Genomic DNA, 26,971 nt, shown 5'->3' with positions numbered 1-26,971 from the left:
GTCTGTCTCCCGCTCAGCGTGTCTCTGGGGCAGCGGTCGCGCCTTGCGGCGCCCCTCCCCCACTCGGTAGGACAGACGCGGATATGGATTTCGGCAGCGGCTTCGGCGTTTCGATCAGGCCGATGATCGGCATGACGAGGAGGAAGTGCGCGAAATAGTAGACCGTGAAGACGCGGGCCCAGGTCACGTATGCACCTTCGGCCGGCATGGCGCCGAGGTAGCCGAGCGCGAGGCACGAGATCACGAGTAGCCAGAAGAACCACTTGTAGAGCGGGCGGTACTTCGCCGAGCGGACGCGGCTGGTGTCGAGCCAGGGAACGAACACGAGCACCACGATGGCCGAGAACATGGCGATGACGCCGCCGAGCTTCGAGGGGATGGCGCGCAGGATGGCGTAGAACGGCAGGAAGTACCATTCGGGCACGATGTGCGGCGGCGTGACCAGCGCGTCTGCGGGGATGTAATTGTCGGCGTGGCCGAGGTAATCCGGCAGGAAGAACACGAACCACGCGAACAGGATCAGGAAGGCGAACAAACCGACGGTATCCTTGGCAACGGCGTAGGGATACATCGGGACCGCATCAGACTTGGTCTTGATGTCGAGGCCGGTGGGGTTGTTCTGGCCAACGACGTGCAGCGCCCAGATGTGCAGCACGACGAGGCCCGCGATCACGAACGGCAGCAGGTAGTGCAGCGAGAAGAAGCGGTTCAGCGTCTTGCCGGAGACCGAGAAGCCCCCCCACAACCATTCCACCACCGCGGTGCCGACGCCGGGGATGATCTCATTCAAGGACGAGAAGAGGTTGGTGATGACGGTGACGCCCCAGAAGCTCATCTGACCCCAGGGCAATGCGTACCCCATGAAGGCCGTGGCCATCATGACGAGGAAGATCAAAACGCCGAGGATCCAGAGCACCTCGCGGGGCGCCTTGTAGGAGCCGTAGTAGAGGCCGCGGAAGATGTGGATGTAGACGGCGATGAAGAACATCGACGCGCCGACGGCGTGGAAGTTGCGGATCATCCAGCCGTAGTTGACGTCTCGGCGGATGGCCTCGACGGAATTGAAGGCCTCGGCCGCGCTCGGCTGGTAGTGCATCGCCAGCACGATGCCGGTCAGGATCTGCGCTGCCAGGCAGAAGGTCAGGATGCCGCCGAAGGTCCAGAGATAGTTGAGGTTGCGCGGCGTCGGGAAGTCGACGAACTGGCCGTGCATCAAGCGTGCAATCGGCAGGCGGTCATCCCACCATTTGCCGAACGAGGATTTCGGCTCGTAGCTCGACGTGTGCTCCATTGTGTGGGCGCCTTTTTAGCCGATCTTGATCTTGGTGTCGGACACGAACTCGTAGGGTGGGATCTCGAGGTTGCGCGGCGCCGGGCCTTTGCGGATGCGCCCTGAGGTGTCGTAGTGCGAGCCGTGGCACGGGCAGAACCAGCCGCCGAAATCACCCTTGTTGTCGGCCAGAGCCTGACCCTTGGGGATACAGCCCAAGTGCGTGCAGATACCTACGAGGATCAGCCAGTTCGTCTTGCCGTCCTTGACGCGGTTGGAATCGGTCGCGGGGGTGGCCTCGGGCAGAAGGTCGTTGCGCGCGGACTGATCGGGAAGGTCCATGACCGGCGTCGCCTCGGCTTCCTTGATCTCTTCAGCCGTGCGGTTGCGGATGAAGATCGGCTTGCCGCGCCACATGGCTGTGATGGCTTGGCCTTCCTTCACGGGGGACAGGTCGATCTCTACCGAGGCCAAGGCCTGAGCGCCAGCGTCCGGGTTCATCTGGGCCACGAACGGCCAGAGCGTCACCGCGGCGCCAACGGCGGCGAATGCGTTTCCGGCTATGATGATGAAGTCTCTGCGGTTCGGCTCTTCGGCTTCTGTGGCCACTTGCCCCTCCCTTTTGCGAAGATGTCCCGTTTACATCAGGAAAGCGCGCAGAGCGAAACGACAGCGAGCCCGATGCTCATTCGCTCATGCACCGCCGATTCAGAAAAGGGACCACGAACGAGTGAACGAAACACTCTCTATGCAGACTCGAAGCACTAACCGAGGCTCTTCGTCTGTGCAAGGATCCCGCTTTCCGAACGACACGCTATTCCTGCGCTTCCGACGACATCGTGCGCGTGTGTTTATCTTCTTCTTGCACCGATCGCGCGGAGGCTCAACCCGCGTTGGTCAGAACGCCTACGGGTCAAAGTGGCGCACATAATGTCGCACTGGGAGACTGCATGCGCTTAGCACTCTACCAACCTGACATTCCGCAAAATACCGGCACCATTCTTCGTCTTTCGGCGTGTCTTGGTGTTCCAGTGGATCTAATCGGGCCGGCCGGTTTCGACCTCAGCGACAGGTCATTCCGGAGGGCAGGACTCGACTATTTGGAGCACGCCGATCTCGCGCGCCATGAAAGCTTCGAGACGTTTGCGGCGGGACTTGCCGCCAGCACTCCGAAGCCACGCCTCGTGCTTCTCACGACGCACGCGACGGAGACGCATATCAGCTTTGCCTTTCGCGATACGGACGTGCTGATGCTGGGGCGCGAAAGTGCCGGGGTGCCAGAGAGCGTTCATCGACACGTCGATGCGCGTATCCGCGTGCCGATGCAGCCGGGGCTGCGGTCGCTCAATATCGCGGTGGCGGCGGCGCTCGTTCTAGGCGAAGCGCTGAGGCAGACGGGCCGATTTGCGGAGTAGACGCTAGGCTCAGCCCTTGTTCAGCAGCAGCGTGAGGCCGATCAGCGTCTCGCTGAAGAACTGGATCTCGACCATCTGCCGCTTATCGCGAACGATGATCTCCATGTTGGCGGAGAGCATCGAGCCCTGCGTGCCCTCGACCGAGACGCGATAGCCGCGCTCCGTGACGTCGCCCGCGAGAACGCCGGTCACATTGTACATTTCCTCGGTCCACTCGCCGCTGAGCTTGCCGTCGGCGTGGCGGACGGTGCTCTTGACCTCGATCTTGCCGCTGGCGGAGGCGCAGCGGATGTTCTGGCGCAGTTGGTGCCCTTCACCCTCGACGAAGTAGGTGGCGCGGCACTTCACGTCCTCGGTCTTGCCGTCCACGAAGCGCAGGCGCCCGTTTCCACCCCACCAGCCCTCGAGGCTTTCGAAGGGGCCGACCTGCTGCGGGGCGGCGTTGACCGCGGGCGAGGCCGCAGTGACGAGCGCCACCGCCGCGAGCGCCATCCGCGCCCGCACGGCGCGGCGTCCCATCGTCAATCCGAAGAGGTGCATAAAGTCCCCGCGCCCGTTCGCCCGAATCCCGCGCCTCAGCTTGCCGAGCCGCCCGGCGCTTGCAACAGGCGGCTCGCCGCAAGCGGGCGAATCATGACGCACGTGTGTCGGCAGCGCCTCAGGCGGGCCGCCGCCGTCCCCGAGACGCTTTGTTTGCCGTCAGAGGCCGAGCTTGGCCTTCAGGATCTCGTTGACGGCGGCCGGGTTTGCCTTGCCGCCCGTCGCCTTCATGACCTGACCGACGAACCAGCCGAGCATGGACGGCTTGGCCTTGGCCTGCTCGACCTTCGCCGGGTTGGCGGCGATGATCTCATCCACCGCCTTCTCGATGGCGCCGGTGTCGGTCACCTGCTTCATGCCGCGTGCTTCGACGATCTCGGCCGGGTCGCCGCCCTCGGTCCAGAGGATCTCGAACAGATCTTTGGCGATCTTGCCCGAGATAGTGCCCGCCGAGATGAGGTCGACGAGGCCGCCGAGTTGGGCTGCCGAGACCGGCGAATGGGCGATGTCCTTGCCTTCCTTGTTCAGGCGGCCGAACAGCTCGTTGATGACCCAGTTCGCGGCCAGCTTGCCGTCTCTGCCCTTAGCCACCGTCTCGAAATAGTCGGCGTTCTCGCGCTCGGCGACGAGCACGTTGGCGTCGTAGGCGGAGAGCCCATACTCCTTGATAAAGCGCGCGCGCTTGGCGTCCGGCAGCTCCGGCAGGTGCTGGGCGAGGTCGTCGACGTAGCTCTGCTCGAGCTCGAGCGGCAGGAGGTCGGGATCGGGGAAGTAGCGGTAATCGTGCGCCTCTTCCTTCGAGCGCATGGAGCGCGTCTCGCCCTTCACGGAATCGAACAGGCGCGTCTCCTGATCGATGGTGCCGCCATCCTCGATGATATCGATCTGACGGCGCGCCTCGACCTCGATGGCCTGCCCGATGAAGCGGATCGAGTTGACGTTCTTGATCTCGCAGCGGGTACCGAGCGGATCGCCGGGCTTCCTGATCGAGACGTTGACGTCCGCACGAAGGTTGCCCTTGTCCATATCGCCGTCGCAGGTGCCGAGGTAGCGCAGGATGGTGCGCAGCTTGGTCACGTAGGCCTGGGCCTCCTTCGACGAGCGCAGGTCGGGGCGGGACACGATCTCCATCAGCGCGACGCCGGAGCGGTTCAGATCGACGAACGAATAGTCCGGACTCTGGTCGTGGATCGACTTGCCGGCGTCCTGCTCGAGGTGCAGGCGCTCGATGCCGACGCGCTTTGCTTCGCCGTCGACGTCGATCTCGATTTCGCCCTCGCCGACGATCGGCTGCTTGTACTGGCTGATCTGGTAGCCCTGCGGCAGATCCGGATAGAAGTAGTTCTTGCGGTCGAAGACGCTGTTGAGGTTGATCGCGGCCTTGAGGCCGAGCCCGGTGCGGATGGCCTGGGCGATGCACTCGGCATTGATGACGGGCAGCATGCCGGGCATGGCCGCGTCAACGAGAGAGACGTGGCTGTTCGGGTCGCCGCCGAACGCCGTCGAGGCACCCGAGAACAGCTTCGAGGCGGAGGCCACCTGAGCGTGGACCTCCATGCCGACCACGACCTCCCAGTCGCCCGTGGCGCCGGGAATCAGGTTCGCGGATTTCTTGTCGGGCTTGCCCTTGCCGCCGCTCTTTGCCGTTTCCTGCATGTCCTTACTCCTTCCGCCAGCCTAGCGCTTGCGGAACCAATAGCCCAGTGCCGCCCAGAGGAAGCCGAAGACGAACTGCAGCATGAAGATTGCCGCTTCGCCGCCGACGGCGTGGATCGAAAACACTCCGACCTGCCCGCCGAGCCAGTAGAGCAGGAAGCCTGCGACGGAGGCCGCGAAGGCGGCGATCAGAAGCTTCTGCCACTGGTCTGCGCTGCGTCCCATGAGGAAGGCCACGACGATCACCGCAGGGTTGACCGCGGCCAGCAGCACCAGCGTCAGCGGATCGAACGAGTTGATCGCGATCATTCGCGCGGCCCGCCGCTGCTCGCTTCCTGCTGGCGGAGCTTTTCTTCCTCATACTGGACGAACCAACCGATCATGTTGCGCCACTGGGCGCCCACCATCTCGATCATCTCCGCCGGCAGCCCGCGCTGGCGCGCCCTGAATTTCACCTTGTCGATCACCTGCTGAATGCGCCAGGGCACACTTGCGTCGGCCGGGTTTTTCTTGAGCTGCCAGGCGCGCTCAACGTAGCCGAAGCGCTCGGCGATGAGATCGACAAGCTCGGCATCGATGCGGTCGATCTCGGCCCTCACCTGGCTCATGTCGGCGCATTCCCAGGGACGCTTCGGATCCATCTTACTTGCCTCCGGACTTCTGCTTGGCGGTGCCCGCCCACCAGGGCTCGTCCACGGTGAAGCGGCCCGCGGCATCCTCGATGGCCTGGGCGGCGCGGAAGAGCGTCGCCTCGTCGAACGGCTTGCCGATGAGCTGCAGGCCGAGTGGCGTGCCTTCCGACGAGAGCCCCGCCGGAACCGAGATGCCGGGCAGACCGGCCATGTTCACCGTCACGGTGAAGATGTCCTCAAGGTACATGGCGATCGGATCGCCCGTCTTCTCGCCGAAGGCGAACGCGGGCGACGGCGTGGTCGGCGTCAGCACGACGTCGACCTTGCCCCAGGCCTCGTCGAAGTCGCGCTTGATCAAGGTGCGGATCTTCTGAGCCTTGAGATAGTAGGCGTCGTAGTAGCCGGCCGAGAGCACGTAGGTGCCGATCAGGATGCGCCGGCGCACCTCCTTGCCGAAGCCCGCAGCGCGCGTGTTCTCATAGGTGTCGATGACGTCGCGACCAGGCAGGCGCAGGCCGTAGCGCACGCCGTCGTAACGGGCCAGGTTGGAGGACGCTTCGGCGGGCGCCACGATGTAGTAGGCCGGCAACGCGTATTTCGTGTGCGGCAGGCTGATCTCGTGGATGGTGGCGCCGGCAGCCTTCAGCCACTCGATGCCCTTTGCCCAGAGCTCCTCGATCTCCTTCGACATGCCGTCGACGCGGTATTCCTTCGGCACGCCGACGCGCAGTCCCTTGACGCTCTCGGCAAGCGCCTTCTCATAATCCGGCACCGGGGCGTCGATCGACGTCGTATCCTTCGGGTCATGGCTGGCCATGGAGCCCAGCATGATGGCGGCGTCGCGCACCGTCTTGGCGATGGGACCGGCCTGATCGAGCGAGGACGCGAACGCGACGATGCCCCAGCGCGAGCAGCGGCCGTAGGTGGGCTTGATCCCGACGGTGCCGGTGAGCGCTGCCGGCTGGCGGATCGAGCCGCCGGTATCGGTCGCGGTGGCGGCGAGGCAGAGTCCGGCTGCGACGGCCGCGGATGAGCCACCGGATGAACCACCCGGCACAAGCTTGTCTTCGCGACCCTTCCGCCGCCAGGGCGAGATCACAGGGCCGAAGGCGCTCGTCTCGTTGGACGAGCCCATGGCGAACTCGTCGTTGTTGAGCTTGCCGAGCATGACGGCTCCGGCGCTCCAAAGGTTGGCGCCGACCGTCGATTCATACGTCGGCTTGAAATCGTCCAGGATCTTCGAGCAGGCCGTGGTGCGAATGCCCTTGGTGCAGAAGAGATCCTTGTTGCCGAGCGGCAGGCCCTCGAGCGGACGGGCGTCGCCCTTGGCAAGGCGCGCGTCGCTTTCCTTCGCCTGCGCGAGCGCGTGCTCGGGCGTCTCCAACACGTAGGCGTTGAGCACGGGGTTCGCCTGCTCGATGGCCTTGATGTGGGCTTCCGTCAGCTCGGTCGCCGAGAAGGATTTCTTCTTCAGCCCGTCGCGCGCTTCGGCCAGCGTCAGGCGCGTCAGATCACTCACGTTCTAGTTTCCCTTATTGGCGTCGCAGCGCGTGTAGACCTCTGGGCCATCCTGATCGCCGAGAGAGCTAGGCGCATCACTTCTCCTTGCGGCAACGGTCAGAGCGAGCGGGCCTTCTCGGCCTCGGCGCGCGCTTTGTTGATGTTGTAGCTGCGGCGCGAGTAATAGAGGCTGACAAGGCCGAAGACGATCGACAGCGGCGCGTTTACCTGCTCGGCGAGCTCGCGGGCGCGCAGCAAGTATTGCGGCGTGTCGCTCACCGCCTGCGGTGAAAGCGAGCGGGCACCCGGGGCACCCTCCTCGCGCGGCACGGCGAGAACCAGAATGCCGGTCGCGATCAGCGCGACGGCCAGCAATGCGAACACCTTGGACATCTCAGAGCCTCCGCCTTCCTTCGTCTGCCGAGACTACTCCACCACCTTGGGGACGACAAAATAGTGGTCGTCGACCATCGGCGCGTTCTTGACGATGTCGTCCTCGATGCCGCCGTCGGTGACGCGGTCCTCGCGCTTCTTGAGCTTCTGATCGACGACGCGCGTCATGGGCGGCACGTTGGAGGTGTCCACCTCGCCGAGCTGCTCGACCCAGTTCAGGATGCCAGACAGCTCGCCCTCGAGGCTCTTGGCTTCCTCGTCCGTGATCTTGATGCGCGCCAGGCGCGCGATGCGGCGCACGGTCTGTTCGTCAACCTGCATGGGATCTCACTCGAAGTCCGAAAAATGGCGGCCGGGCGCCGCGTGTCACCTCATAGCGGGCTCGCCCTAAGCGCGCAACTCCACCCCGTTCAGAGCCGCTTGCGGTACTGGGACAGGAAGGGACCGAGAAGGTCCGAGAAATCGTCGGTCCAGGGCCTAAGCCGCGGCTTGGGCAGCTCGCGGGCCCCGGGAATGATCCGGAAGCGGTCGATAGCTTCCAGGCTCTTGCCGTAGACGACCACTGTCGAGCTGGTGACCGCGTAGCCATCCTCCTCGGTCTGATCCTCGATAGTCAGAGCGTGCATCCCGAGGGTCGGGAAGGTGGCCGCCAGGATCTCCTCAAGGTCCAGATAGCGGTTCGAGATGTGCAGAACGACGGCACCGTCGGGCTTGATCTTCGAGGCGTAGAGCTGCAGCGCCTCGGACGTCATCAAGTGGATAGGAATGGCGTCCGAGGAGAACGCATCGATGATCAAGAGGTCGTAGCTCTCGTCTGGCTCGCGCGCCAGCGTGAGCCGCGCGTCGCCGAGCACGATGGCGGCGTCGGGCTGGCAGTTGGCGAGATACGTGAACCGTTTCGAGTTGGCGATGGAGACGACAACCGGATCGATCTCGAAAAAGCGCCACGTCTCGCCGGAGGATGCGTGGCAGGCCATCGAGCCCGTGCCGAGTCCGACGACGCCGAATTTCGGCTCCCTGCGTGTTTGCGCCGCAAGCACACTAGTGAGACGCACGGCCGAGGCCATGGGTCCGTGTGGGTGATAGTAGGTCGTCGGCGTGATATCGGCGACAGGCTTGCCGCTGGCGTTGCGGATACGCTGCGCGCCGTGCAGGGTCGTGCCGTGCTGTAGCACGTTGAACTGGCCGTCCCATGACTGCACGACGCGGTAAACGCCGAAATAGCTGCGCTCGGCATTGCCGCGATGCACGCCAGACGGCAGCAGCACAACCACCAGGTAAAGGCTCATGGCGACGAAGAGCATGTGCGGCGGATGCCGCCAAAGCGCTAGCGCGCCCAGCGCGAAGATGGCCCCTATACCGGCAGTGGCGCCCCAGCCGTCGAAATCGAACTCGTAGTGCTGGGCTAGAGCCGGCCCCCAATGGATCGCTGCGGCAACACCGAAGACCATCAGGACCAGCAGAGCCAGGGCCATCGGGCTTTCGCGGCGCACGTCGAGCGCGCCCGGGCGGCAAGCGAAGCTCAGCGCGAGCAGCAGCGGGTATTCGAACACCTCGGGGAAGATCTGCGGCGCGACGAGGGCTGCAAAAATGCCGCCCAAGACGCCGCCTACCGACATCCACAGATAGAATTCCGTGAGATGGCTCGCTGCGGGGCGCGCCTCGTACAGCGTGCGGTGGGCAACGAGCGTTACGGTGATGAAAGCCGCGATGCCGAAACCCGCGGAGTAGAACCAGGTTTCCTTTTCCGTCTGCGCGAGTTGCAGCAGCGCGAGGATCACCGTGACCGCGTGGGCCGTCAGAAGGACGGCGCGCGGGATCCATGCGCGTTCGCGGAAGACGACGACGAACGACGCGAGATAAAGGGAGAGCGGGATTACCCAGATCAACGGCGCCGAGGCGACGTCCGTCGCGACATGCGTCGTGAAGGCCGTCAGCAGCGCGGATGGCACGAACGCCAAGCCCACCCATGCGGCGCGCGACTGCCAGTCCGGCTCGGCGGCGGGCGAAGCCGGCGCGGCCGCGCCGGATACAACGGGCGCGCTGTCGCCGCGCGTCGCACCCGTCCTCACGACGAGGAAGCAGGCGCCGAGAGCGAGCACAAGGACGGCAAAGCCGCCTGCCCAGAGCGACGCCAGCGCCTTGAGCCCGAAGACAGGTTCAAAGAGGAACGGATAGCCCAGCAGGGCCAACAGGCTGCCGAAGTTCGATGCGGCGTAGAGAAAGTACGGGTCGGCGCTGCTGGCTTGCCCGGCCCGCGCGAACCAGGCCTGGATCAAAGGAGCGTTGGCCGACACCGCGACAAACGGCAAGCCTATGGCGACGGCAAACAGCCCTAGCTGCCAAAAGTAGGGATCGCTGATCGGAGGCTCGGACCAGCCCTCGGGGATCGCAATCGGAAGGCTCAGGAAGGCCAAGGCCGACAGCGCGAGATGGACGTAACCGCTGCGGGCGGCCGGAACATAGCGCACCAGCAGATGCGCATAGGTATATCCGACCAGCAGAGCTCCCTGGAAGAAGAGCAGCGCGACGGCCCAGACCGACGGCGCCCCGCCCAGCAGCGGAAGCACCATCTTGGCGAACATGGGCTGGATGAAGAAGAGCAGGAAGGCCGACAGGAACGTCGTCAGGATAAACAACCACAGCACGCCCCAGCCACGGCCATCCGGGCTGCTCGGCGGACCGGCGGGCCGGGTGTCGATCGTCTCTGCCGTCACGAAGTCCCCATCGTTTGAAGCGGCACGGTCGCGGGGCGCCCGGCTGGCTCTCCTTGCCGGGGACCATAGAGGGATTGGCATGGCCTGTCAGGGGCTTCGCACACCGATCAGGCCTTAAATCTTCCGATCCAGGCCCCTACGGGAGGCGCTCTAGGGACAGGATCGCCGCTCGAAGCGGAAGACCGAGAAGCTGCGTGCAAAGCAGCCGTCGATCCCTATAGTGGCGCCATGACATCACCTGACTCCCCGGCCGACGAGCGCCCCGCCAGTGTGCGCGGCGTGACTTTGAGCGACGTCGCTGCGTTCGTCGATCTCCTCGCGCCGGGCCGCCTCATCGGCATCGACGCCGGAACCAAGACGCTCGGCCTGGCGCTCAGCGATGTGCGGCGCTCCATCGCATCCGGCATGGAGACGATCCGGCGCACGAAGTTCAAGGCGGACGTGGCGCGTCTGCTCGCGCTCGCCGACCAGCAGGACGTGCGGGGCTTCGTGCTCGGTCTGCCGGCCAATCTCGACGGCAGCGAGGGTCCGCGCGCCCAGGCCACGCGCGCCTTTGCACGCAACCTCAACGCGCTATCGCCGTTACCCATCCTACTCTGGGACGAGCGCCTGACCACGGTCGAGGCGGAGCGCATGCTCATTGCCGCGGATACCAGCCGCAAACGCCGTGCAGATGTGATCGACAAGCTCGCCGCGACGTTGATCCTGCAGGGTGCGCTCGACAGGATGCGGACGCTGACGCGCTGACCCGGGGCGCGGCCAAGTTTCCTCTGTCATCCGTATCTTAGGTTGGTCAAACTGGGGTCGCACCCGTGCCGTATTAGTTGCGGACGAATGACGAGAGCGATCGCGGAGCTTGGCAATCCGCGCACCGGCTGGATGGCCGATGATGCGTAATCGAGTGACGACCAGTTGTGCTGTTCGTGACGCGCCCCCAGGCGGGGATGAGCGCGATATCGAGTTGCTCGTTAACCGCTTCCACATCTCGCGCCGCGCCAGCGTGCGCCGCCTCGTCGCGTCGTCTCCACGCATTCTCGATCTGGCCGTCACGTTTCCCGGCGCGCTGCATATGCTCGCGGGGCGACAGCCGCAACGGCTGCGGCGCAAGGCCCTCGATCTCGTCATAGGCGGGGCTCCGCTCAAGGACGTTGCCGTCGTGCTCGAGCTGCCGCTGTGGCTCAGGCGCCTGCCGCCGGAGGCCTTCACGGGGCCGATCTCCGGGGTGCCAAATTCGGAAACCTTCGCCCGGCGCATTGCCAACCACATGCCGACATCGGCCGAGAACATGTCGTTCTGGCTCGACTCCGTCATCTTCGGCGCTCGTGCTTGTGACGAGTATTTCGCGCTGTGGCTGGCGCAGCAGGCGATCTTCATAGAGCACGGCAACCCGCAGCGGCTGTTCGGACTGCTTGCCGCCTATGCCTGGTTCTCAAGCGCCGATCTCGCGCGTGCGCGCGGGCTGATCGTGGTGCCGTGGCGGCCGGAGATGGCGCTCGACACGGCCGTCTGCGCGGCGAAAAGCTGGCTCAACCGCATGCGGCTCGTGCTTCAGCTCGGACGCGGCGTGCTCGACGATCCCTGGCTCAAGCCCGGTGAGGCGCGCGGGTTCTCGTTCGTCCCGCTCCTCGAGCACGCCAGCATCCTCGCAGAGGCTCATGCCATGCAAAACTGCTCCGATCAGTACGCGGATAGGCTGGCGCGCGATAAATGCCGCCTTTTCTCTATCCGTCGGCGCGGCGTACGGGTTGCGACGCTGGAGATCGGCCCTCATCCGCGGGAACCGGGCGTGCTGGCCATCGCGCAGCTCAAAGCACGGCACAACCTGCCGGCCAGTGCCGAGGCCTGGCAAGCCGCACACACCTGGATGGGTACGCAGCAGGATCTCAGGCGCCCCGGCAATGGCGGGCAAACGGACCATCCGTTCGATGCGACAACCTGGACGGCGCTGATGGCCCCGTATCGGACTCACAAAGATGGGGCTCCGTGGATCCCTGAACGTGCGAGCAAGGAATCTTTTTCGCTTATCGACAGCGGAATCGGGGAACTGGCGCGCCGGGCCGGAATTACGTCTTGGCTGTTTACGTGAGTCATGCCGGCGGGCGGTCGCAATCGACTGAGTTCCCGTGACCAGACGCCGCGCACGTACATCCCGTGAACGGGGGTCTTCAGACGGCGATCATCGAAAATATTCCGTATTGTGGTCCAAAATTACAGCGATCGGTGCACAGGACGACCGGCCGTGTGCGTCTCGGCCCTCACCCGCTTCCGAAGCGGATCGAGGATCACCATATCCAGTCCATGAGTATCAGAGCACGTCCGACGTGTACGACGAAACCCCGCTGTCGCGGGGCATTGAGACATCGGGAACGAGCAACGCGAGCAAGAGGACACGATGAAGAATGAAACATGAAACGAGTGACGACCGAATGTCTTCGGCGTTGCATCTGCTGCATAGAGCGGGCCAATGTGCAGACGAGATGTTTGCCGTCAGCGTCGGCGAGCTTGGCCTTACGCCGAGGCAGTTCGCCGTCATGACAGCCATCGCGAACAGCGAAGAGCCGAGCCAGACCACGCTTGTCGATCGAACGGGAATCGATCGATCGACGATGGCCGACATCGTGCGCCGTCTCACGTCGCGTGGGCTCGTCCAGCGCAGGCGCACCCGGCGCGATGCTCGCCGGTATGCCGTACGGCTGACGGACAAGGGCGAGAGCGCGCTGCGTCTCGCAGAGCCGGCCGCCCGGACGACGGACGAGAAGATCCTCGCTGCTTTGGCGCCGACGCAACGGGATGCGTTCCTACGGTCGCTGTCGCGCATCGTGACGGCCGTCGAGCCGGATGGTGTCTCCCGAAACGGACGCGGCTAGGCAACGTCCTTTCGGCTACGTGCGCTAGCGATCGGGCGCTGCGCACGCCGCGCCTTGCTGGGCAACCGGCTCGCCGACGCCAGGTCGAGGCTTGGCCACGAACCTTCGGACCCGTACCTGCCATCCTCTCGATCCCAGTTGCTGGAGGCAACGTCTGCCACTAGCCTGACGGGGATTCCGGGGGGCGCAGTAGTGGTCATGACCAAGGTCGGCAGTCTTTCCATCGTTATCATCGGCGTCGTTATCGCCGCCGTCTCGTTTGCGGCGCTTGCCAGCACCGGCGCGGACGTCGTCGCACCGCGCCTCGCGAGCTTCCAAACGACGCTCGCCTATCTCTTGCCGGCCGCGATCGGCTATCTCTTCGGCTCCATTCCCTTCGGACTTCTTCTCACGCGTCTTGCGGGCCTCGGCGACATCCGCAACGTGGGATCGGGAAACATTGGCGCCACCAATGTGCTGCGCACCGGACATAAAGGGCTCGCGGCTCTAACGTTGGTGCTCGACGCGCTCAAGGGTACGGCTGCCGTGCTCGTCGGCGCAGCGGTCGGAGCCCGCTTCGGCTTCGCCATCGATGGCGCGCTGATTGCCGGGCTTGCAGCCTTCCTCGGCCACATCTTTCCGGTCTGGCTCGGCTTCAAGGGCGGCAAAGGCGTTGCGACCTACATCGGCGTCGTCGGCGGTCTCGCGTGGCAGGCGGCGTTGATCTTCTGCGTCGCCTGGCTGGTGACGGCCGTGGCGACGCGCTATTCGTCCGCTTCGGCGCTCGCGGCAAGCGTCGTGACACCGGCCGCCCTGCTCGGGCTCGGCTTCGTTCCCGAGGCCATACTGACGCTGGTGATGAGCCTGTTCCTGATCTGGAAGCACGAAGCCAATATCAGGCGGCTCATCAAGGGAAAGGAACCGCGGATCGGTGCCAAAGCCTGATCCATCGCTGTTCACGGCGGCGCCGCTGCCGGTTTCCGCCCTCGACGACGCGGAACGTCTGGCGTGTCTTCGGCTCATTCGCTCGACCAATGTCGGCCCGGTCACCTTTCGCGAGCTGATCAATCATTTCGGCGGCGCCAAGGAGGCGCTCGCAGCCTTGCCCGCTCTCGCCCAGCGGCGCAACGCGCGGATCCGCGTCTTTCCGCAAGCGGAGGCAGAAGATGAGCTCGCGGCGGCGCGCAAGGTGGGGGCTCGGCCAATCTTCACCATCGAGCCCGGCTATCCCGCTGCGTTGGCTGCAATCGATGCGCCTCCCCCGCTGCTTTACATCAAAGGCCGTACAGAGCTTCTCGCCCGTGCGGCGATCGCCATCGTCGGTTCGCGGCAAGCCTCCGCAGCGGGGCTCAAGCTCTCGCGCACGTTCGCGCAGGACCTCGCCGCGGCTGGGCTCGTCATCGTGTCGGGGTTGGCGCGCGGCATAGACGCGGCCGCCCACGAAGCGAGCCTCGCAGCTGGCACGATCGCCGTGCTCGCGGGTGGGCCGGATGTTGTCTACCCGCCGGAGCACGCGGCGCTGCAGGCGCGGATCGGTGAAGACGGCTGCATCGTCACGGAGCAACCCCCGGGTTTCGTACCGCGGGCCAAGGACTTCCCACGCCGCAACCGACTGATCTCGGGGCTTTCTCTTGGCGTACTCGTGATCGAAGCGGCGCGCCGCTCAGGCACTCTCGTCACCGCGCGCTTTGCCGGCGAACAAGGACGCGAGGTGTTCGCCGTGCCCGGTCATCCGCTCGATCCCCGTGCCGAGGGCACCAATCAGCTTCTGAAATCCGGGGCGACGCTCACGACGGAGCCCGGCGACGTGCTCGAGGCGTTGGCGCCCCAGCTCAGGCGTGGGGTGGCCGGGCTTACGGACGCACCGACGCCGTTTGGAAATTCGTCACCGCCCCTCAGCGAGCCGACGCCGCGTCCGGAGCCGGGCGATGCCGAGCGCGAGCGTGTGCTGTCCCTGCTCGGGCCGCATCCCGTCGACATCGACGAGGTCGCACGCGCGGCGTCGCTCGATGTGCGCGAGGTGCGCGTTGTGCTTATGGAGCTGGATCTCGTGGGCGCGATCGTCCGCCACGGCCACCAGCTCGTTTCGCGGTCCATTGCTTGAGCGGCTAACGGCAGTCCTTGGCGCGTATGCGAGCTTCCGCGTGGGCGAGTTCGAGAATTCCGGCGAGCGTGCTGAGGTGGTTGCTATGCGCTATTTCCTTCAGCTCGAGCAAGAGGTCGGCGATGTATTCGATTTGCTCCTGCGACCGGCGCGGGTCCTCGCGCTCGCTTCTGTTCGCGTACTTGTCCCGCACAGCAGCAGCCCCCCTGTTGCTTCGCCATCGAGTGGCGCGTCCCTGTGACGTGTACTGAGGCTTGCTCATACGTTAGCCTCAAATCCGTAAGGTTGTAAATTATCAATATGCACCTCCGCAGATTGTGAACATACAGTCCGAGGCGATTACTTGACCTTGCGCAAAGCGGCACTTAGAACGCCACGCTGGCACTCACCTGGGATAAGTGCCAAAATCGGTTTTTCCGCCGCGCAGCGGTGCCCTAAGCCCCCACTGGAGTTAAAAAAACCAATGACGTTCAAACCCCTGCATGATCGTGTCGTCGTCCGTCGGGTTGATAGCGAAACTAAGACCACGGGTGGCATCATCATTCCGGATACGGCTGCCGAGAAGCCCCAGCAGGGCGAGGTTATTGCCGTGGGTCCGGGCGCGCGCGACGAGACGGGCAAGCTCGTGCCGCTCGACGTCAAGGCCGGCGATAAAGTGCTGTTCGGCAAGTGGAGCGGCACCGAGGTGAAGATCGACGGTCAGGATCTCCTGATCATGAAGGAGAGCGACATCCTCGGCGTCATCGAGAAGTAGAAGTAGCAGCACGCAACCATCGCGGGCGGTGGCGCGATTCGCTCACCATCGCTCACCGCACCCCCCCCCTCATTCTGCAGGCGCCGCCTTCCGGCGCCGTCATCCACGAAGGAACCCCAAATGGCAGCCAAGGACGTTCGCTTTTCGTCAGAGGCCCGCGACAAGATCCTGCGCGGCGTCGATACGCTCGCCAACGCCGTCAAAGTCACGCTCGGTCCCAAGGGCCGCAACGTCGTCATCGAAAAGAGCTTCGGCGCGCCGCGCACGACCAAGGACGGCGTGACCGTCGCCAAGGAGATCGAGCTCGAGGACAAGCTCGAGAACATGGGCGCGCAGATGGTGCGCGAAGCGGCGCAAAAGACCAACGACCTCGCCGGTGACGGCACCACCACGGCCTGCGTGCTAACCCAGGCCATCGTGCGCGAGGGTCTCAAGGCGGTTGCCGCCGGCATGAACCCGATGGATCTCAAGCGCGGCATCGATCAGGCTGTTGCCGAGGTCGTCGAGGAGATCGGCAAGAAGTCCAAGAAGGTCAAGAATTCGGCTGAGATCGCGCAGGTCGGCACCATCTCTGCCAATGGCGAGAAGGCGATCGGCGAGATGATTGCCGAGGCCATGCAGAAAGTCGGCAACGAGGGTGTCATCACGGTCGAGGAAGCCAAGGGTCTCGAGACCGAGCTCGACGTCGTCGAAGGCATGCAGTTCGACCGCGGCTATCTCTCGCCCTATTTCATCACCAACGCCGACAAAATGATCGTGGAACTCGACGATCCCTACATCCTGATCCATGAGAAGAAGCTGTCGAGTCTGCAGCCGCTGCTGCCGGTGCTCGAGGCCGTGGTCCAGACCGGCAAGCCGCTGCTTATCATCGCAGAAGAGGTCGAGGGTGAGGCGCTCGCCACGCTGGTCGTCAACAAGCTGCGCGGCGGCCTCAAGATCGCCGCCGTCAAGGCGCCGGGCTTCGGTGACCGCCGCAAGGCCATGCTCGAGGACATCGCTGTGCTGACGCGCGGGCAGACCATCAGCGAGGATCTCGGCATCAAGCTCGAGAACGTGACGCTCGACATGTTGGGACGCGCCAAGCGCGTGCGCATCAGCAAAGACGACACCGTGATCGTCGACGGTGCCGGCAAGAAGAAGGAGATCGAGGCGCGCGTGTCGCAGATCAAGGCGCAGATCGAGGAGACGACCTCGGACTACGACCGCGAGAAGTTGCAGGAGCGCCTTGCGAAGCTCGCCGGCGGTGTCGCCGTGATCAAAGTCGGCGGCGCCACCGAGGTCGAGGTCAAGGAGCGCAAGGACCGTGTCGATGACGCGCTCAATGCAACCCGCGCCGCTGTCGAGGAAGGCGTGGTGCCGGGCGGCGGCGTCGCCCTGCTCAAGGCTTCGATCGCCATCAGCGCCAAGGGCGAGAACGACGACCAGAAGGCCGGCATCGCCATCGTAAGGCGCGCGCTGCAGGCACCGATCCGCCAGATCGCCGAGAACGCCGGCACCGAAGGCTCAATCGTCGTCAGCAAGGTGCTCGATGCCAAGGGCTCGACCTACGGCTACGACGCGCAGGCCGATTCCTACGGCGACCTGATCGAGAAGGGCATCATCGATCCTGCAAAGGTCGTACGCACGGCGCTGCAGGACGCTGCCTCGATCGCAGGGCTTCTGATCACGACGGAAGCCGCAATCGCCGAGGCACCGAAGAAAGATGACGGCCATTCGCACGCGCATGGTCCGGTCGGCATGGGCGGGATGGGCATGTAAGCGGCCCTCGCGATACCTTAGCTTTCAGATCCGGGGTGCCCGCGGGAGACAGGCTCTACCGCGGGCACTTTGATTCTTGCGAGCAGGAGCGCTCCAAGGCGCTGCCACATGAAGGAGAAGGCGACGAGAAGCAGCGCGCCCGCGAGAACAGGCGAGGCGATCCACGCTGCGGGCAGGCTGTGTGCCGGCACCAGAAAGGCGTTGATGCCTGCGGGAGGGTGCAGGGACCGCGTCACCGCCATGAGCAGGACGGCGACTGCAACGGCCACCGCGCTCGCTGTCTCGGTCGGTCCGAGAACCACAAGCGCTCCATACCCCGCAAAGGCCGACAGGACGTGCCCGGCCGTCACGGCGAACGGTCGCGCCGCGGGCTGCTCCGGCAAAGTCAGGACGAGCACAATCGAGGTTACGAACGGCACGCGGGCGAGCGGCTCCCCCGCCGCATGGGCGAGGACCTCCATAAGGCAAATTGCCAACCCGGCGCCCACGCTTCGATGCAGCCAGATCGGAACATCCCTCATCACGTCCCCCGCACGCGCCCTTTATGGCAGGTTAAAGAATGCGCGCTTGGATGACAGGCTCTCAAATAGCCGCAGACACGCCATAAGTTTTTCCTATCACCCCCATCTAGCAAACAGACTTGCCCTTATGGCGTCGTGCCGGTAGTTGTCTGGAAGAACTCTAAAGAACCCGCGCAGCTGTGCGATGAGCCTTTGCGCTCCTATGTCGAGGTGTCCAAGCCCTGGGCGGCTTGGAACTCCGGAATGCCGCAAAAAAATTATCGGAAGCAATCGGAGAGAGAGATGGACGCAAAGGTCGACGATAAAGGTCCAGGCAAATGCCCGTTCTCAGGTGGCGCGCGCGCGCGCGCCAACAGCGACTGGTGGCCGAACACGTTGCGCGTCGACCTCCTGAATCAGCACTCGTCCAAGTCCGATCCGCTGGACCGGGGATTCAACTATCGCGAGGAGTTCACGAAGCTCGATTACGAGGAGCTAAAGAATGACCTGCGCAAGCTGATGACGGATTCACAGGATTGGTGGCCGGCCGACTTCGGACACTACGGCCCGCAGTTCATTCGCATGTCCTGGCACGCCGCCGGCACCTACCGCCTCTCCGACGGTCGTGGCGGTGGTGGCCGTGGCCAGCAACGCTTCGCCCCGCTCAACTCGTGGCCGGACAACGTCAACATCGACAAGTCGCGCCGGCTCCTGTGGCCGATCAAGCAGAAGTACGGCCAGAAGATCTCCTGGGCGGACCTCTTGATCCTCACCGGCAACGTGGCGTTGGAAACAATGGGGTTCCGGACCTTCGGCTTCGCTGCGGGGCGTGAGGATACGTGGGAGCCCGATCAGGACATCAACTGGGGTGAGGAGGGAGAGTGGCTCTCCCATCGGCAGCTCGAGAAGTTCGACAACCCGCTCGGCGCCACCGAGATGGGTCTCATCTACGTCAATCCGGAAGGACCGAACGCCAGCGGCGATCCGCTGGAAGCGGCGGCCTTCATCCGTGAGACCTTCGCCCGCATGGCGATGGACGACGAGGAGACCGTGGCGCTGATCGCCGGCGGTCACACCTTCGGCAAGACCCACGGTGCGGGCGCCGGAACGTTTCTCGGGCCGGATCCCGAAGGCTCCGACCTCGAGGCACAGGGCCTTGGCTGGGCGAGCTCTCATGGCACCGGCATGGGCGGCGACGCCATCACCAGCGGCATCGAGGTGACCTGGACCCAGCTACCGACCCAGTGGACCAACCTATTCTTCGAGAACCTGTTCAAATACGAATGGGTACAGGCTCGCAGCCCTGGCGGCGCCATCCAATGGGAGGCGAAGGACGCGCCGGAGAATATTCCGCTCGCGCATGATGCGTCGAAGAAGCAGAGGCCGCGCATGCTGACGACCGACCTGTCGCTGCGCGTCGACCCGGTCTACGAGAAGATCTCGCGCCGCTTCCTCGAGAATCCGCAGGCTTTCGCCGAAGCCTTCGCCCGCGCCTGGTTCAAGCTCACGCATCGCGATCTTGGGCCGCGCTCGCGGTATCTCGGCCCCGAGGTCCCCAAGGAAGTGCTGATCTGGCAGGATCCGGTTCCCGCCGTGGATCATCCGCTGATCGACGACGCCGATGCCGCCGCCCTCAAGGCCAAAGTGTTGGCCTCTGATCTCACGGTTTCGGAGCTTGTGAGCACTGCTTGGGCTTCTGCCTCCACCTTCCGCGGGGGCGACAAGCGCGGCGGCGCAAACGGTGCGCGCGTCCGCCTCGCGCCGCAGAAGGACTGGGAGGTCAACCAACCGCAGCAGCTCAGCAAGGTGCTGGCCGTGCTGGAAGGCATTCAGTCCCAGTTCAACAAGACCGCAACCGGCGGCAAGAAGGTCTCGCTGGCCGACCTGATCGTGCTGGCCGGCAATGCCGGCGTTGAGCAGGCGGCGAAGGCCGCTGGCCATGAGGCGACAGTGCCGTTCTCCCCAGGTCGCACCGACGCCTCGCAGGATGAGACTGACGTCCATGCCTTCGAGGTCATGGAGCCGACCGCCGACGGCTTCCGCAACTATCAGAAGCCCACGCTCAGGGTGCCTGCGGAGGTGGCCCTGATCGACAAGGCGCAGTTGCTGACGCTGACGGCACCCGAGCTGACCGTGCTGATCGGCGGTCTGCGCGCGATCAACATCAATGCTGACGGCTCCAACCACGGCGTTCTGACTGAGCGGCCCGGCGTGCTGACGAACGACTTCTTCGTCAACCTCCTCGATATGGGCACGCAGTGGAAGGCGGTGTCGGACGCCAAGGACGTGTTCGAAGGCGTCGATCGCGAGACAGGCGCTGCGAAGTGGACCGGCACCCGCACTGATCTCGTGTTCGGCTCGAACTCGGTGTTGCGCGCTCTGGCGGAAGTCTATGCCAGCTCGGACGCGCAGGAGAAGTTCGTGCGCGACTTCTTGGCGGCCTGGACCAAGGTCATGAACGCCGACCGGTTCGACCTCGCCGCCTGATCTTCGCGAGGCTGCACCATGAAAAATGATGGCGGCGCGATCAGCGCCGCCATTTTTTGTTTGGAAACGCGTGAGCGAAGCGATCAGCCGCGCTCCAGCAGCACGTCCTTGGCCTCGTTGACCTGCGCCGCGAGATAGGTGGAGCCGCCACGGTCCGGATGCAGCTTCAGCATCAGGTCTCGATGCGCGCGTCGAACCTCCTCATCGGTTGCGCCGGGCTTCAAACCCAAGATGTCGTAGGCTTCTTCAGGCGTCATGCGGCCATCGCCGTCGCGCATCTCGCGCTCGCCGCGCGAGACGTCCTCGCGCCAGGACGGGTGGATGTGGTCGAGATAGGCCTCGAGCAACTGCGCCGACTGTGGATCGATGAAACGGCAATCGTGCCAGAGCAGCGCCACCTCGGCGGGTTTCAGCGTGTCGAGGTCGCGGCCGGCAAACATGCCTTTCAGCACGTGGCCCGACATGGCCCCGCTGTCGTGGTCGAGCTCCATCGACAGGTGCTCGGTGGTGACGGTCGACGTCTGTCCCGGTGACTTTCGCGTGGAGCCGCTACCCGGGATGCCACCCAAACTCAAAAGCCAGACGCCAACCATGCCGAGTAACGTGGCTGCGCCGGTTGCTCCGCGCACGAGCAGCACCGCCGACACGCCGAGTGCGAGCGCACCGCCGACGAGCCGGATCTGGCGAGCCATAATGGTGGGGTTGGCGCGTGTGAATCCCGAGATCAGGAACAGCGTCAGCACGAGCGCGGCGAGGCCCAGGAGGAAGAACTGCATCAGCGCATCACTCTCGGCATTTCCTTTCCAATCCGGCTGCTTTCGTTTCGCGGCTCTGCGTCACGTACACACGTGTTTGAGAAGCAATCGGGCTCACCATCGTAGGCAAACAGGAGCTTTTATGCGACCGATGATTCACGCTTTGGACTGATAGGGTCCAAAGCGATCATGGTCAGGATGCGACCGACGATTCACGCCCCGGACTGGTAGGGTCCAAAGCGATCATGGTCGGCGCATCTGGCCCAGCAGGCGCCGTGCGCCTCCGCCGCCGGGCTTCGGCAGCAACGCCTCGAGCGCCTTGCGCCCGCCGGCGGCGTAGACGGCGACGGCCGTCAGAAGCTCGCGCAACTCGGCCGCTGATCCCGGCCCGAAGCGACAGTGGGCGCCCTTGGTGATGCGGGCGATTTCCTTGAAGGCGCGGGTGGCGTTGGCATCGTCGCCCTCCTGGAACAGGAATGCCGGCACGCCGAGCAATGCGAGCTCGCCGGCGCGACCGGCCAACTGGTCGATCGGCTCCTCGACGGCATCGCCCACATAGACGAGCGCGCTGATCTTCGTCCTCTCGGATTCGCGGCGTGCGTGCGTCAGCACCTTGCCGATCTGCGTAAAACCGCCGTGGCACGCCACCTGACGCATCAGCGCCGCAAGCGCATCGGCGTTCGCGACCCACTTCGACGCGCGCGCTTCGCCATTGCCGCGGAAGTACATGAGTTGCACCTCCAGAGAGCCGATCTCCTTCACGGCGCGGAACATCTCGGATTGCAGCGCGAGCGCCATGTCCCAGGTCGGGGCGCGGCTCATGGTGGCGTCCATGGCGAACAGCAGGCGGCCGCGAGCGGCGCCGGTCGCCGGCGCCAGGGATTTCACCTTGGCAATGAAGTCGGCCACTTCGCCGCTCGATGACGGTGCAGGCGCGGGTGCGCGGCCTGTCGCCGTGCCGGTTGTCGGCGCCGCGGGCTGCTTGGTGTCGGTCGGCTCGGTGTCGCGCGCCATCGGGTTCCACTTGCGGGCTGCTGCCCCCTAACATGGCGAGCTGCGGCCATGACGGCAATGTCCAGAACAAATGGGCTGACCTCAATTTCAAGGGCGCGGCTGGCGCTATGCGGCACACAAGAGGGCTAGAGGGTGCTTGACCCGTCCCTTGGGGTCGCCCCCTTAATGAGTTGGCAACGAAACGAGGTGAGTCGTGAACTCCTCAGCCGCCTTCCTTAGTCCATCCGTAGCCGCCAAGAGGCTTGGCATATCCGTTAAAGCTCTGCGCGTTTATGAGCAGCACGGTCTCATAGCGCCCATCCGTACTGCTGCAGGATGGCGGACCTACGGCCCCGAGCAGATGCGCCGGGCCTCCGAAATTGCTGCATTGCGAGCGCTCGGCTTCAGTTTGGCGCAAATCACACGGGTGCTGCAGAGCGATCATCTGACCCTCAAGACTGCCCTAACCGTTCATCAGGCGACGCTTGAAGAGCAGATCCAAGACCTTGTCGCAACGCTGGGAAAGGTTCGCGGCCTCAGGGAGGATCTTATGGACAGGCAAGCGCCGCAGCCCGACGGGTTGGCGCAGGTTCCGACTTCCGTCCCCGAGTTGCGCGTCGCCTTCAATCTTCCCTGGCCATGGGGCGGTGAACGGTTCGAGCTGCGCGCCATCGGGCCACTGAACTACATCACCGGCCCGTTGGGTAGCGGCAAGACACGGCTCGCCATGCACCTGGCAGATACCTTGTCAAACGCAGTCTTTCTGGGTCTCGACCGTCTAACGGATTATACCACCGTGAAGCTAGCAAGTCGCACGGTCTGCTCGCGCGTGGATCAGGCTCTCGCCTGCCTTGTCGAGCGGGGTGCCGCGCCATCGGACGCCTTGATCATCCTGGTTACCGCGCTGGAGGGCGATGACCCATCTGGCCTAATCATCGACATGCCGGAGCAGGGATTGGACAAGGCCACTCAAGTGGCGCTGATCTCTCGTCTCCGGGAGCGCGGTCCCAAGGCACGGCCACTCTTTCTGCTTACCCGATCCAACGCCATCCTGGACTTGGACGCCGTCGGTACACGCGAGCTTATCGTGTATTGCCCCGCCAATCACAGCGTGCCCCTGCGTGTCGCGCCCTATCCAGGCGCGCACGGCTATGAGGCCCTCGCGTCGTGCTTAGCGCCCCCCGAGGTCCGCGCGCGGACTGAGGGTGTCATGGCATGGCGTCCCGGGATTGCCTGAAGTGTCGCACACCGAGTTCGCTAGGCTCGACCGAATGGAGATCATCGGGGGCCGGCCGCGTGCTCAGTCGCTGCCGGGGGCTCCGTCCGTCAAAAGGCCGACGTTGCCGCCGGTCGCGGTGATGTCGGTGGTGCGCACGCGCTCGGTCGCGAAGCGCGCGAGGTAGTTGGGGCCGCCCGCTTTGGGGCCTGTGCCCGAAAGCCCTTCGCCGCCGAACGGCTGTACGCCCGGCACGGCACCGATCTGGTTGCGGTTTACGTAGAGGTTGCCAACGCGCGCGTGCTCAGCCACGTAGCCGGCGACGTAGCCAATGCGGCTGTGCAGGCCGAGCGTCAGGCCGTACCCCGTGGCGTTGATGGCCTCGACCACCTTCGGCAGATGGCCGCCGGCAAAGCGTACGACGTGCAGGATGGGGCCGAACACCTCACGCTCGAGCATGCCGATGCTGTCGATCTCGTAGCAGGCGGGCGTGACGTAGGTGCCGGCGCGGCAATCGGTTGGGAGACGGATGTCGATCAGCTCGCGCGCTTCCCGCTGCATGCGGACCTTGTGCGCCTCGAGTGCATCCTGTGCCGCTTCGTCGATAACAGGGCCGATGTCGGTCGCATAATCATAAGGGTCGCCGATGTCGAGGGCCTCGATGGCGCCCTTCAGCATGCGAATGGTGTGGGTTGCGATCTCCTCCTGCACGAAGAGCACGCGCAGCGCCGAGCAGCGCTGGCCGGCGCTGTCGAAGGCCGAGCGTACCGCGTCGCGCACCACCTGCTCCGACAACGCGCTGCTATCGGCGATCATGGCGTTGAGACCGCCGGTCTCTGCGATCAGCGGGACCATGTCGGCGCGTCGATCGGCCAACGCCTTCTGGATCGCCCACGCGGCCTCGTTGCCGCCCGTGAAGGCAACGCCTTTGACCTTCGGCGATTTGACGAGCGCGGCGCCGACGGCGCCGGATCCCGGCAAGAGATGCAGGACGTTTGTCGGAACGCCCGCCTGGTGCAGCAAACGCACGGCCAGCATCGCCGTGACGGGTGTCTGCTCGGCGGGCTTGGCCAGCACCGGGTTGCCGGCAGCGAGCGCGGCGGCGATCTGGCCGACGAAGATCGCGAGCGGGAAATTCCAGGGCGCGATGCAGGCAAAGGGGCCGCGTCCGCGCAGGTCGAGCGTGTTCGCTTCTCCGGTGGGGCCTTTGAGGGAGGCCGGTGCGCTCATCAGGCGGCGCGCCTCGACGGCGTAGTAGCGCAGAAGGTCCGCCGTCTCGCGCACCTCGGCCATGGCGGCGGGCAGCGTCTTGCCGGCCTCGCGCACGAGCACGGCCATCAGGCGCGCGCGGTCCTGCTCGACCATGTCGGCCGCGAGATCGAGGATCTTGGCGCGCGCGGGGCCGCCGAGCTTGTCCCACGCGTGGGCGGCGCGCTCCGCACTCACGATTGCGGCGTCTACTTCGCGCGGCGTGGCGATGCGCGCCGTGCCGAGGCGCTCGCGGCGGTCATGCGGACACGTCAGCAGCGCGGCCTGCGGACCACCGACCGTCTCCAAGCCGTCGATGATCGGGCCGGCGTCGAACGGCTGCGTCAGCGCCGCATCCATGCGCGCGATCAACGCTGCGCGCTCCGTGCGGTCGGTCAGCGCCACGCCGGACGAGTTCTTGCGCTCCGGCCAGAAGATGTCGCGCGGGCGTGGCATCGGCTTGGCGCGCGACGGCTCGGCGCGCTCGCGTTCCGCAACCACGACCGGGTCGCGAACGATCTGAGCTATCGGAGCCTCGTCGTCGGCAAGGCGATTGACGAACGAGGTGTTGGCGCCATTCTCGAGCAGACGGCGCACGAGATACGACAGCAGATCCTCGTGCTCGCCGACGGGCGCGTATATGCGGCACGGATGGCGCATCTTGCCGGGCGCAGAGACTTCCTCATAGAGCGCCTCGCCCATGCCGTGCAGGCGCTGGAACTCGAAGGCTGTCTGGCCCGAGGCGACGATGGCGGAGGCGATCGTGTGCGCGTTATGGGTTGCGACCTGCGGATAGAACGCGCGCGCGTCCGAGAATATCAAACGCATGCATGCGAGATAGGAGACGTCGGTGTGCAGCTTGCGGGTCAGAACCGGGTAGTCGGAAAGCCCGCGCTCCTGCGCCCATTTGATCTCGCTGTCCCAGTAGGCACCTTTGACAAGGCGCAGCGGGATGCGCTTGCCGCCCTGCTCGGCCAAGCGGCGCAACCAGCGGATGGTTGGAATAGCGCGCTTGCCATACGCCTGCACGGCGATGCCGAGGCCGGTCCAGCGCTCGAGCGCGGGATCGGTGTAGGCACGGCCGAAGAGGTCGAGCAGCAGCTCGTGGCGATCCTGCTCCTCGGCGTCGAGCGTGACGGCGAGGCCGCGGGCCTCGGCGGCGCGCAGAAGCTCGAGCAGGCGGGGATAGAGCTCTGTTGCGAGGCGCGCTTCCTTGCCGGGCTCATAGCGCGGATGCAGCGCCGACAGCTTGACCGACAGGCTCGGGCGCGCGAGCAGCGAATCCGGGTGCGACAGCGGGTTTGGGCCGGCCGCATGTCCGACCGCATCGATGGCACCCATGTAGCGCTCGAAGTAGCGGTGCGCGTCCTTGTCGGTCTTCGCCGCCTCGCCCAGCATGTCGTAGGAGAAGCGGAAGCCGCGCGCTTCGAAGGGCGCCGAGCGCGCGATGGCGTCGCGGATGGAGCGGCCGAGCACGAACTGGTCGCCGAGCAGCTTGACCGCCTGGCGCACGGCCTGGCGGATGAACGGCTCGCCCGAGCGCGCCGCCAGCCGCTTCAAGGCCTCCCACGGATTGGCGCCGCGCGCCTCGCGGAGCTTGACCAGGCGGCCCGTCAGCATCAGGCCCCAGGTGGAGGCGTTGACCAGCAGGCTGTCGGAATGACCGCGGTGGCGCTCCCACTGGCCGCCGGCGATCTTCTCGGCGATGAAGCGGTCGGCGGTGTCGGCGTCGGGGATGCGCAGCAACGCCTCCGCGAGGCACATCAGGATGATGCCTTCCTCACTCGAAAGGCCGTACTCGTGCATGAAGGCGTCGATGCCGCCATGGCTTGCGCGGTTGGCGCGCACCGCCTCGACGAGCTTGCGCGCCAGGTCGGCCGTGCGACGGCGCTCTTCTTCGGTGAACACGGCGCGCTCGATGAGACCGCCGACGAGGCGCGTCTCATCCGTCAGATGATGCGCTGCGATTTCGTCGCGCGGCGGAAGCTCGCCCGCGGCACCGGCGCCGGCGAACTCGGATTTTCTCAGCGCGACCATTCCGTTCCCTCGTTTTCGGCGGGAGCAGACCTGATTCTTCGGGCCTTTGCACGGTAACACATGGCGCTTCGCTGTGAGTTGTACAACGGTGATTGATAAGGGCTGCGGCGGCGACACAGGGGTGCGAGACGGGCGGCGGCACGCCCTCTT

At 65.1% G+C, this 26,971-nt stretch carries 25 protein-coding genes; 10 read left to right on the top strand and 15 right to left on the bottom strand.

Annotation, left to right across the window (positions count from 1 at the left end):
* Positions 1–13: 13 nt before the first annotated feature.
* Both CS1GBM3_RS18760 and petA read right to left on the bottom strand, forming a co-directional pair.
* Positions 14–1,291: a cytochrome b gene (locus tag CS1GBM3_RS18760; RefSeq protein ID WP_072397181.1), complete on the bottom strand. Its 1,278-nt coding sequence runs from the start codon at positions 1,289–1,291 to the stop codon at positions 14–16.
* A 15-nt stretch (positions 1,292–1,306) separates the two neighbouring features.
* Entirely contained in the window at positions 1,307–1,879 is a 573-nt protein-coding gene (gene petA / locus CS1GBM3_RS18755) for a ubiquinol-cytochrome c reductase iron-sulfur subunit (protein ID WP_072397180.1), read from the bottom strand.
* A 341-nt stretch (positions 1,880–2,220) separates the two neighbouring features.
* Between petA and CS1GBM3_RS18750 the strand changes: the two genes are divergently transcribed.
* Positions 2,221–2,685, top strand: coding sequence for a tRNA (cytidine(34)-2'-O)-methyltransferase (locus CS1GBM3_RS18750; RefSeq protein WP_072397179.1), 465 nt, complete (start codon positions 2,221–2,223; stop codon positions 2,683–2,685).
* 9 nt (positions 2,686–2,694) lie between these two features.
* On the opposite strand, the gene CS1GBM3_RS18745 is transcribed toward CS1GBM3_RS18750, so the two are convergent.
* The 8 genes from CS1GBM3_RS18745 to CS1GBM3_RS18710 form a co-directional block, all read right to left on the bottom strand.
* Positions 2,695–3,225 (bottom strand): hypothetical protein, encoded by a 531-nt coding sequence (locus tag CS1GBM3_RS18745; RefSeq protein WP_072397178.1) that lies wholly within the window; start codon positions 3,223–3,225, stop codon positions 2,695–2,697.
* A 159-nt stretch (positions 3,226–3,384) separates the two neighbouring features.
* Positions 3,385–4,881 (bottom strand): Asp-tRNA(Asn)/Glu-tRNA(Gln) amidotransferase subunit GatB, encoded by a 1,497-nt coding sequence (gatB, locus tag CS1GBM3_RS18740; protein ID WP_072397177.1) that lies wholly within the window; start codon positions 4,879–4,881, stop codon positions 3,385–3,387.
* Positions 4,882–4,902: 21 nt separating this feature from the next.
* A complete protein-coding gene (locus CS1GBM3_RS18735) occupies positions 4,903–5,190 on the bottom strand; it encodes a hypothetical protein (protein WP_072397175.1) in 288 nt (95 codons plus the stop codon).
* Positions 5,187–5,489, bottom strand: a complete 303-nt coding sequence (locus CS1GBM3_RS18730) for a chorismate mutase (RefSeq protein ID WP_244534694.1) — start codon at positions 5,487–5,489, stop codon at positions 5,187–5,189. The genes CS1GBM3_RS18735 and CS1GBM3_RS18730 overlap by 4 nt, the downstream gene beginning before the upstream one ends.
* A gap of 34 nt (positions 5,490–5,523) precedes the next feature.
* Complete coding sequence (gene gatA / locus CS1GBM3_RS18725) at positions 5,524–7,032, bottom strand: Asp-tRNA(Asn)/Glu-tRNA(Gln) amidotransferase subunit GatA (protein WP_072397171.1); 1,509 nt, start codon at positions 7,030–7,032, stop codon at positions 5,524–5,526.
* Between the two features lie 98 nt (positions 7,033–7,130).
* Positions 7,131–7,406: a hypothetical protein gene (locus CS1GBM3_RS18720; protein WP_072397169.1), complete on the bottom strand. Its 276-nt coding sequence runs from the start codon at positions 7,404–7,406 to the stop codon at positions 7,131–7,133.
* Between the two features lie 33 nt (positions 7,407–7,439).
* Complete coding sequence (gene gatC / locus CS1GBM3_RS18715; RefSeq protein WP_072397167.1) at positions 7,440–7,727, bottom strand: Asp-tRNA(Asn)/Glu-tRNA(Gln) amidotransferase subunit GatC; 288 nt, start codon at positions 7,725–7,727, stop codon at positions 7,440–7,442.
* 89 nt (positions 7,728–7,816) lie between these two features.
* Positions 7,817–10,123 (bottom strand): fused MFS/spermidine synthase, encoded by a 2,307-nt coding sequence (locus tag CS1GBM3_RS18710; RefSeq protein WP_083567772.1) that lies wholly within the window; start codon positions 10,121–10,123, stop codon positions 7,817–7,819.
* A 228-nt stretch (positions 10,124–10,351) separates the two neighbouring features.
* Here CS1GBM3_RS18710 and ruvX point away from each other — a divergent pair, with 228 nt between their 5' ends.
* The 5 genes from ruvX to dprA all read left to right on the top strand — a co-directional run bounded on the left by ruvX (position 10,352) and on the right by dprA (position 15,073).
* Positions 10,352–10,870, top strand: a complete 519-nt coding sequence (ruvX, locus tag CS1GBM3_RS18705) for a Holliday junction resolvase RuvX (RefSeq protein WP_083567770.1) — start codon at positions 10,352–10,354, stop codon at positions 10,868–10,870.
* 139 nt (positions 10,871–11,009) lie between these two features.
* The gene (locus tag CS1GBM3_RS18700) at positions 11,010–12,209 is read left to right on the top strand and encodes a hypothetical protein (protein WP_139247973.1); all 1,200 of its coding nucleotides are present in this window, start codon (positions 11,010–11,012) and stop codon (positions 12,207–12,209) included.
* Positions 12,210–12,600: 391 nt separating this feature from the next.
* Positions 12,601–12,990: a MarR family winged helix-turn-helix transcriptional regulator gene (locus tag CS1GBM3_RS18695; RefSeq protein WP_244534693.1), complete on the top strand. Its 390-nt coding sequence runs from the start codon at positions 12,601–12,603 to the stop codon at positions 12,988–12,990.
* Between the two features lie 198 nt (positions 12,991–13,188).
* The gene (gene plsY / locus CS1GBM3_RS18690) at positions 13,189–13,914 is read left to right on the top strand and encodes a glycerol-3-phosphate 1-O-acyltransferase PlsY (protein WP_083567768.1); all 726 of its coding nucleotides are present in this window, start codon (positions 13,189–13,191) and stop codon (positions 13,912–13,914) included.
* Positions 13,901–15,073, top strand: a complete 1,173-nt coding sequence (gene dprA / locus CS1GBM3_RS18685) for a DNA-processing protein DprA (RefSeq protein ID WP_072397159.1) — start codon at positions 13,901–13,903, stop codon at positions 15,071–15,073. The genes plsY and dprA overlap by 14 nt, the downstream gene beginning before the upstream one ends.
* A gap of 4 nt (positions 15,074–15,077) precedes the next feature.
* On the opposite strand, the gene CS1GBM3_RS18680 is transcribed toward dprA, so the two are convergent.
* Positions 15,078–15,335, bottom strand: coding sequence for a hypothetical protein (locus CS1GBM3_RS18680; protein ID WP_139247972.1), 258 nt, complete (start codon positions 15,333–15,335; stop codon positions 15,078–15,080).
* 201 nt (positions 15,336–15,536) lie between these two features.
* On the opposite strand from CS1GBM3_RS18680, the gene groES reads away from it, so the two are divergent.
* Together groES and groL are read left to right on the top strand one after the other, a co-directional pair.
* A complete protein-coding gene (gene groES, locus CS1GBM3_RS18675; RefSeq protein WP_072397155.1) occupies positions 15,537–15,827 on the top strand; it encodes a co-chaperone GroES in 291 nt (96 codons plus the stop codon).
* Positions 15,828–15,947: 120 nt separating this feature from the next.
* Entirely contained in the window at positions 15,948–17,585 is a 1,638-nt protein-coding gene (groL, locus tag CS1GBM3_RS18670) for a chaperonin GroEL (RefSeq protein ID WP_072397153.1), read from the top strand.
* A gap of 17 nt (positions 17,586–17,602) precedes the next feature.
* Here groL and CS1GBM3_RS18665 read toward each other — a convergent pair whose 3' ends face one another.
* Entirely contained in the window at positions 17,603–18,106 is a 504-nt protein-coding gene (locus CS1GBM3_RS18665) for an HPP family protein (RefSeq protein WP_072397151.1), read from the bottom strand.
* A 282-nt stretch (positions 18,107–18,388) separates the two neighbouring features.
* Here CS1GBM3_RS18665 and katG point away from each other — a divergent pair, with 282 nt between their 5' ends.
* Positions 18,389–20,572 (top strand): catalase/peroxidase HPI, encoded by a 2,184-nt coding sequence (gene katG / locus CS1GBM3_RS18660; RefSeq protein WP_072397149.1) that lies wholly within the window; start codon positions 18,389–18,391, stop codon positions 20,570–20,572.
* A gap of 83 nt (positions 20,573–20,655) precedes the next feature.
* Here the strand turns inward: katG and CS1GBM3_RS18655 are convergent, their stop codons facing one another.
* Positions 20,656–21,348 carry a DnaJ domain-containing protein gene (locus tag CS1GBM3_RS18655; protein WP_072397147.1) on the bottom strand — a complete coding sequence of 231 codons (693 nt, stop codon included), beginning with the start codon at positions 21,346–21,348 and terminating at the stop codon, positions 20,656–20,658.
* Between the two features lie 222 nt (positions 21,349–21,570).
* The gene (locus tag CS1GBM3_RS18650; RefSeq protein WP_072397145.1) at positions 21,571–22,341 is read right to left on the bottom strand and encodes a hypothetical protein; all 771 of its coding nucleotides are present in this window, start codon (positions 22,339–22,341) and stop codon (positions 21,571–21,573) included.
* 193 nt (positions 22,342–22,534) lie between these two features.
* Here CS1GBM3_RS18650 and CS1GBM3_RS18645 point away from each other — a divergent pair, with 193 nt between their 5' ends.
* A complete protein-coding gene (locus CS1GBM3_RS18645; RefSeq protein ID WP_072397143.1) occupies positions 22,535–23,557 on the top strand; it encodes a MerR family transcriptional regulator in 1,023 nt (340 codons plus the stop codon).
* 63 nt (positions 23,558–23,620) lie between these two features.
* Here CS1GBM3_RS18645 and putA read toward each other — a convergent pair whose 3' ends face one another.
* Entirely contained in the window at positions 23,621–26,821 is a 3,201-nt protein-coding gene (gene putA, locus CS1GBM3_RS18640) for a bifunctional proline dehydrogenase/L-glutamate gamma-semialdehyde dehydrogenase PutA (RefSeq protein ID WP_072397141.1), read from the bottom strand.
* Positions 26,822–26,971: the final 150 nt, after the last annotated feature.

Source organism: Hyphomicrobium sp. CS1GBMeth3, from assembly GCF_900117455.1.
Classification (GTDB): domain Bacteria; phylum Pseudomonadota; class Alphaproteobacteria; order Rhizobiales; family Hyphomicrobiaceae; genus Hyphomicrobium_C.
Note: the sequence above shows the minus strand (reverse complement) of the source record. Positions and strands in the feature narration are given on the sequence as shown.

Coding starts and splice junctions, on each gene's coding strand:
- CS1GBM3_RS18760 (WP_072397181.1), bottom strand. CDS start 1,291: ATGGAGCACACGTCGAGCTACGAGCCGAAATCCTCGTTCGGCAAATGG.
- CS1GBM3_RS18750 (WP_072397179.1), top strand. CDS start 2,221: ATGCGCTTAGCACTCTACCAACCTGACATTCCGCAAAATACCGGCACC.
- CS1GBM3_RS18745 (WP_072397178.1), bottom strand. CDS start 3,225: ATGCACCTCTTCGGATTGACGATGGGACGCCGCGCCGTGCGGGCGCGG.
- gatB (WP_072397177.1), bottom strand. CDS start 4,881: ATGCAGGAAACGGCAAAGAGCGGCGGCAAGGGCAAGCCCGACAAGAAA.
- CS1GBM3_RS18735 (WP_072397175.1), bottom strand. CDS start 5,190: ATGATCGCGATCAACTCGTTCGATCCGCTGACGCTGGTGCTGCTGGCC.
- CS1GBM3_RS18730 (WP_244534694.1), bottom strand. CDS start 5,489: ATGAGCCAGGTGAGGGCCGAGATCGACCGCATCGATGCCGAGCTTGTC.
- CS1GBM3_RS18720 (WP_072397169.1), bottom strand. CDS start 7,406: ATGTCCAAGGTGTTCGCATTGCTGGCCGTCGCGCTGATCGCGACCGGC.
- gatC (WP_072397167.1), bottom strand. CDS start 7,727: ATGCAGGTTGACGAACAGACCGTGCGCCGCATCGCGCGCCTGGCGCGC.
- ruvX (WP_083567770.1), top strand. CDS start 10,352: ATGACATCACCTGACTCCCCGGCCGACGAGCGCCCCGCCAGTGTGCGC.
- CS1GBM3_RS18700 (WP_139247973.1), top strand. CDS start 11,010: ATGATGCGTAATCGAGTGACGACCAGTTGTGCTGTTCGTGACGCGCCC.
- CS1GBM3_RS18695 (WP_244534693.1), top strand. CDS start 12,601: ATGTTTGCCGTCAGCGTCGGCGAGCTTGGCCTTACGCCGAGGCAGTTC.
- plsY (WP_083567768.1), top strand. CDS start 13,189: ATGACCAAGGTCGGCAGTCTTTCCATCGTTATCATCGGCGTCGTTATC.
- CS1GBM3_RS18680 (WP_139247972.1), bottom strand. CDS start 15,335: ATGAGCAAGCCTCAGTACACGTCACAGGGACGCGCCACTCGATGGCGA.
- groES (WP_072397155.1), top strand. CDS start 15,537: ATGACGTTCAAACCCCTGCATGATCGTGTCGTCGTCCGTCGGGTTGAT.
- groL (WP_072397153.1), top strand. CDS start 15,948: ATGGCAGCCAAGGACGTTCGCTTTTCGTCAGAGGCCCGCGACAAGATC.
- CS1GBM3_RS18665 (WP_072397151.1), bottom strand. CDS start 18,106: ATGAGGGATGTTCCGATCTGGCTGCATCGAAGCGTGGGCGCCGGGTTG.
- katG (WP_072397149.1), top strand. CDS start 18,389: ATGGACGCAAAGGTCGACGATAAAGGTCCAGGCAAATGCCCGTTCTCA.
- CS1GBM3_RS18655 (WP_072397147.1), bottom strand. CDS start 21,348: ATGCAGTTCTTCCTCCTGGGCCTCGCCGCGCTCGTGCTGACGCTGTTC.
- CS1GBM3_RS18650 (WP_072397145.1), bottom strand. CDS start 22,341: ATGGCGCGCGACACCGAGCCGACCGACACCAAGCAGCCCGCGGCGCCG.
- putA (WP_072397141.1), bottom strand. CDS start 26,821: ATGGTCGCGCTGAGAAAATCCGAGTTCGCCGGCGCCGGTGCCGCGGGC.